This window comes from Neisseria sp. WLZKY-1, from assembly GCF_046546535.1.
GTDB lineage: Bacteria > Pseudomonadota > Gammaproteobacteria > Burkholderiales > Neisseriaceae > Neisseria.
Genome location: NZ_JBKGTW010000082.1, coordinates 1 through 5,279 on the forward strand (window position 1 = coordinate 1; position 5,279 = coordinate 5,279).

General features: G+C 55.3%; 5 protein-coding genes. All 5 read right to left on the minus strand.

What is annotated here, in order from left to right:
- Window positions 1–166: 166 nt before the first annotated feature.
- The 5 genes from ACLD9W_RS12005 to ACLD9W_RS12025 all read right to left on the minus strand — a co-directional run bounded on the left by ACLD9W_RS12005 (window position 167) and on the right by ACLD9W_RS12025 (window position 4,855).
- Window positions 167–1,231, minus strand: coding sequence for a Gfo/Idh/MocA family protein (locus ACLD9W_RS12005; protein WP_410842230.1), 1,065 nt, complete (start codon window positions 1,229–1,231; stop codon window positions 167–169).
- Window positions 1,232–1,244: 13 nt separating this feature from the next.
- A complete protein-coding gene (locus tag ACLD9W_RS12010) occupies window positions 1,245–2,552 on the minus strand; it encodes a nucleotide sugar dehydrogenase (RefSeq protein WP_410842231.1) in 1,308 nt (435 codons plus the stop codon).
- Between the two features lie 113 nt (window positions 2,553–2,665).
- Window positions 2,666–3,475: a serine O-acetyltransferase gene (gene cysE, locus ACLD9W_RS12015; RefSeq protein ID WP_410842232.1), complete on the minus strand. Its 810-nt coding sequence runs from the start codon at window positions 3,473–3,475 to the stop codon at window positions 2,666–2,668.
- Window positions 3,476–3,628: 153 nt separating this feature from the next.
- Entirely contained in the window at window positions 3,629–3,913 is a 285-nt protein-coding gene (locus ACLD9W_RS12020) for a DUF3079 domain-containing protein (RefSeq protein WP_410842233.1), read from the minus strand.
- Between the two features lie 636 nt (window positions 3,914–4,549).
- Entirely contained in the window at window positions 4,550–4,855 is a 306-nt protein-coding gene (locus tag ACLD9W_RS12025) for a ComEA family DNA-binding protein (protein ID WP_410842234.1), read from the minus strand.
- Window positions 4,856–5,279 lie beyond the last annotated feature (424 nt).

A 5,279-nucleotide genomic window follows, 5' to 3' on the forward strand; every position in this document is an offset into this window, starting at 1 on the left:
GTCTGAAAGGGTTGAGGCCGTCTGAAAGGGTTGAGGCCGTCTGAAAGGGTTGAGGCCGTCTGAAAGGGTTGAGGCCGTCTGAAAGGGTTGAGGCCGTCTGAAAAAACCTGCTTCGCAGGTTTTTTCAGACGGCCTCTTTAATGTGCGCCGCGTTCAGTAACCGCGTTCAATAACCCAAGGGCAGGGAAACGGTTTTATTGTCGCGGGCGGAGCGGTAGGCGGCGATGAGCAGTTCCAGCGATTTGAGGCCTTCGCGCCCGTCGGTAACCGGTTTGGCTTGGCCGCGCATCACGTCGATGACGTTTTTGTAGTAGAGCGGGTGGCCGAAGCCGTAAACCGAGGTAGTTTCGTAGTTGGCGGCTTTGACTTGTTCGTCGTAGTCGCGGCTGTCGGCGAAATTCCATTCTTGGATTTCGTTGACGGCCATGCCGCCGATGCGTACCGTGCCGGTTTCGCCCAGGATGGTAATCGAGCCTTCGAGGTTTTTCGGGTAGGTGCACATGGTGACGGCCATCGAGCCGAGTGCGCCGTTGCGCCAGCGGATGTTCATCACGCCGGTGTCTTCGGCTTCGATGTCGCGGTGGGTGGAAATCATGGCCTGTACGTCTTCAACCGGGCCGATGAGCCATTCCATTAAATCGACATAGTGGCTGGCCTGGTTCATGAATGCGCCGCCGTCAAATTCCCATGTGCCGCGCCAGCCGCCTTGGTCGTAATACGACTGCGGGCGCGTCCAGAATACGTTGAGGTGCACCATGCAGATTTTGCCGAAGCGTTTTTCTTCGACGGCGCGTTTCAACAGTTGCAGAGTGGCGTTGAGGCGGTTTTGTTTGACGACAAAGAGGCGTTTGCCTGCTTTGTCGGCGGCCTGCACCATGCGTTCGCCGTCGGCAAGGCGGGTGGCCATCGGTTTTTCGGTGACAACGTGGAAACCGGCTTCGAGCGCGTCCACAGCCTGCTGCGGATGCAGGCCGGAGGGAGTGGTGAGTACGATGATGTCGGCGTCGGTTTCGGCGAGCATCTGCGCGTAGTCGGCATAGCCTTTCGCGCCGGTGTGCTCTACGGCCGTCTGAAGGGCGGCGGGGTCGGTGTCGCATACGGCCACGAGTTCGCAGTCGTCTTTGTGTACTTCAAACGAGCCGAAATGGTTGTTGGAAATGCGGCCGCAGCCGACGAGGGCGAATTTGATTTTGCGGCCGGTGATGGTTTGGTGTTTTACGGGTTCGAACATTTTCAGACGGCCTCTATGCTTTGACGACGTTGGCGCGGCGGCCTGCGTATTTGCCGCGCGTGTCGATGATGAGTTTGGCGTTGTCCAACAGCAGCGCGTAGTCGAATTTGTCGTGGTCGGTGGTGAGGATGACGCAGTCGTAGTCCGCCACGGTTTCGGCGGTGAGCGGCACGCTTTGCAGGTCGAACGTATGCTCGCGCATTTTCGGGAACACGGGCACATGCGGGTCGGAATACGACACCTCCGCGCCCAAATCGCGCAAGCGTTCCATCACTTGCACCGACGGGCTTTCGCGCATATCGTCTACGTTTTTCTTGTAGGCGATACCCAAGACCAGCACTTTGCTGCCTTTGATGGCGCGTTGGCGGTCGTTGAGCGCGAGTACGGTTTTGTTCACCACATATTCGGGCATATGTGAGTTGACTTCGCCGGCCAGTTCGATGAAGCGGGTGTTCACGCCGTATTCGCGGGCTTTCCAAGTGAGGTAGAAGGGGTCGATGGGGATGCAGTGGCCGCCCAAGCCGGGGCCGGGATAGTAGGCGACGAAGCCGAAGGGTTTGGTGGCGGCGGCGTTGATGACTTCGTGAATGTCAATGTCCATTTTGTCGGCCACGATTTTCATCTCGTTGACCAAACCGATGTTGACGGCGCGGTGGATGTTTTCCAGAAGTTTGGTGAGTTCGGCCGCTTTGGTGGAGCTGACGGGTACAACTTTGTCGATGGCGGGCTGATAAAGCGCGAGGCCGACTTCCAAGCAGGCAGGGGTGTGGCCGCCGATGACTTTGGGGATGGTGCGGGTTTCAAAATCGGGGTTGCCCGGGTCTTCGCGTTCGGGCGAGTACACGAGGAACACGTTTTCGCCGACTTTCAGGCCGCCTTCTTCCACGCGCGGCAGCAGCTCTTCTTCGGTAGTGCCGGGGTAGGTGGTGGATTCGAGCGACAATACTTGTCCGGCGCGCAGGTAGGGTTTGACCGCGTCGGTGGTGTCGATAACGAAGCTCATGTCCGGTTCGCGGTATTTGTTGAGCGGGGTGGGTACGCACAAAATCACGGCTTCTACTTCGCCGATGCGGGAGAAATCGGTGGTGGCGGAGAAGAGGCCGTCTGAAACGGCGATGGCGATTTTGGCGGCGGAGATGTGTTCGATATAGCTGCAGCCTCCGTTGAGCTTATCGACTTTGGCGGGGTCGATGTCGAAGCCGAGGACGCGGAAACCCGCCTCGGCGTAGCGCAGCGCCAGCGGCAGGCCGACGTAGCCCAGTCCGACGATGCCGATTATGGCGGTTTTGCTGCGGAATTTTTCGATGGTGTTGTGTTTCATGGCCGGAAACCGTCTTTTCAGACGGCCTGTTTGTGTTGGGAACGGAAAGCGGCGGATTGTACTCCAAATACAATCCGCCGAGTTTGCAGGCCGTCTGAAAAAACGGCGGGGCGTCAGATATAAAAGTCCTGATGGTCTTCTTCAAAGAAGTTTTGGTTCATTTCGGCCGAAGGTTTGACTTTGCTTTTGTTGCCGACGGTTTTCGCGGGCACGCCGACCACGGTGGTGAACGGCGGCACGTCGGCCACCACGACGCTGCCCGCGCCGATTTTGGCGCATTCGTTGACGCGGATGTTGCCGAGCACGGAGGCGTTTGCGCCTATCATCACGCCGTCGCCGATTTTCGGATGGCGGTCGCCCCCCTCTTTACCCGAGCCGCCGAGGGTAACGCCGTGCAGGATGGAAATGTCGTTGCCCAGCACGGCAGTTTCGCCGATCACGACGCCCGTGCCGTGGTCGATCATGATACCGCGCCCGAATTTGGCGGCGGGGTGGATGTCGACGCCGAACACTTCGGATGCGCGGTTTTGCAGGAAATAGGCCAGTGTTTTGCGGCCTTCGCGCCACAGGCAGTGGTTGATGCGGTGTGCCTGAATGGCGTGGAAACCTTTGAAATAAAGCAGCGGCAGGCAGTATTGGTCGCAGGCGGGGTCACGCTCGTAATACGCGACAATATCCGCGCCGACCGCTTCGGCAATTTCGGGATCGCTTGCCAAAGCATGCAGATACAGCTCGTAAAGAATGCGCAAGTCTATGGTGGGGCTGGCGAGTTTGCTCGACAAATGAAAGGCCAGCACGCGCTCCAAGCTGTCGTGCCGCAGGACGGTCATGTGCAGGAAACTGGCCAGCATTGGCTCTTCCATAGCAGCCTGCGCCACTTCGGCGCGTATGGTTTGCCAAAGGTTGAAGGTGATGTGTTCCATTTTCAGACGGCCCCTGTTGTACTAATTGGTTAAAAACTGCGGCGGATTGTATCCGAAGAGTAGATGGCACGCGGCAAAATTCCACCCATAATGGGAGCAAAAAAACAGCGGCCGACAAACGGACGCCGCCTGTTTTTGCCGCCTAAAACCGCCCTACCCCGCCTGTTTAACAGCCAATCTGATATGCGGTTTCGTTCCTTCTTTTGTCTGCTCCTTCTGCATTGTTGCAGACAGCAGCCCCAAATCCGCGAGCTGCTCCTTGGTCAGCAGATTGCTCCAATCACCCTTTTTATACCATTCGTCCCCATCCAATTCGCGCGGATGCTGAATGCGCTCGCAGCCGTTTCCGCACTGCAAATCGTCTGCCGAACAATACTTGTCGCACCCCCAGCAAATACGCTCGGGATGTTTGGGATAAATGGGAAATTTTTTGGCCATTTGAGCCTCCTACAAAAAAACAGACGAATGATACGCCTGTTTTTCGGGCATCCCCAATTAATTTTTTCGGCAGACGCATGATAAAAAATCAGCCATCTCCAATCTGTTGGCTGGCGTCTTTCAGCCCATGTAAGCAAAATCGCCTTCAACTCTATCCCAGCCCTAACCTTGATTTTCGGTCTGAAAAGTCCTGACTCGCAATACGGAGCTGCCTAAGTTCCGCTTCTCTACGCTGCCCCATAATCTATATGCAAACAGGTATTGCAAAACCTTTACACCAAACCAAAACCACTTCTTACAAGCATTACCGCACAAGCGACCATCTTGCCATTGTAACATACAGAAACAGCAGCATTTTGTTTTTAGACTATTTAGTGAGTCAGCACAATAAAGATACAAAGCAGCACACTACAGACAGCATGGATAATATGGGGCTGGTTTTCTCGGCATTTCCATACCGTAGAAAACCGTCCTCTTCAAGCTAAGGCACAGCAACACCGTATTTTTGTGTTGGCTCACTATACTTTTGCGAAAGAGCCACAATCGAACAACTGCGCCAACCCACGGTTTCCTGATCCGTAAAAGGACAAGCCGCCGAATATCAAAATCGGCGGCTGCGGATACGGATTTTCCCGGCTACTTTTTGGCGGGAGCGGCAGGAGCGGCGGGTTTGGCAGCTTTGTCAGCGGGAGCATTGCCGACGGTAGCCTCGTCTTTCAGCTTGCCGAAGATACCCTCGCCGATACCTTTGACCTTTTTCAAATCCTCCACCGATTTGAAACTGCCGTTTTCCTTACGGTAGTCGGCAATGGCCTGGGCTTTGGCCGGGCCGATTCCCGGCAGGGTTTTCAACTCCTCCACCGTTGCCGTATTGATATTGACCGCAGCGGCGGCCAGAGCCGCCAGCGCATAGGCTGCCAATCCGAACAGGATTTTCTTCATCATAATTTTCCTTTCTGACACATAAGTGGCACACCATTCCGGTTTCTTTTTGCACACAACCGAAATAATGTTCCGACACACACACCGGACGGGCCGGCACAATCAAGAACGGATATCATAATTAAAAACTGCCGAATCGGCAAGCATTTTCCCGGAGCAACATTCTGTTTTATCCGACAGAAGAAGCTTAGGATAAAGATAGCAGCAGACCGAAACCTACACCATGATGCATACCCGACCCGAATGACGCATACCCGGGATAAAGCCTCAAATCCCTACTCTGACACAAACAAACAGGCACGAATCCTTACTCCGGTATCAACAAACAAAAACCCCCGCTTTTTGCGGGGGTTCGGAATAAGTGTCTGGCAGTGACCTACTTTCACATGGGAATCCACACTATCATCGGCGCTGAGTCGTTTCA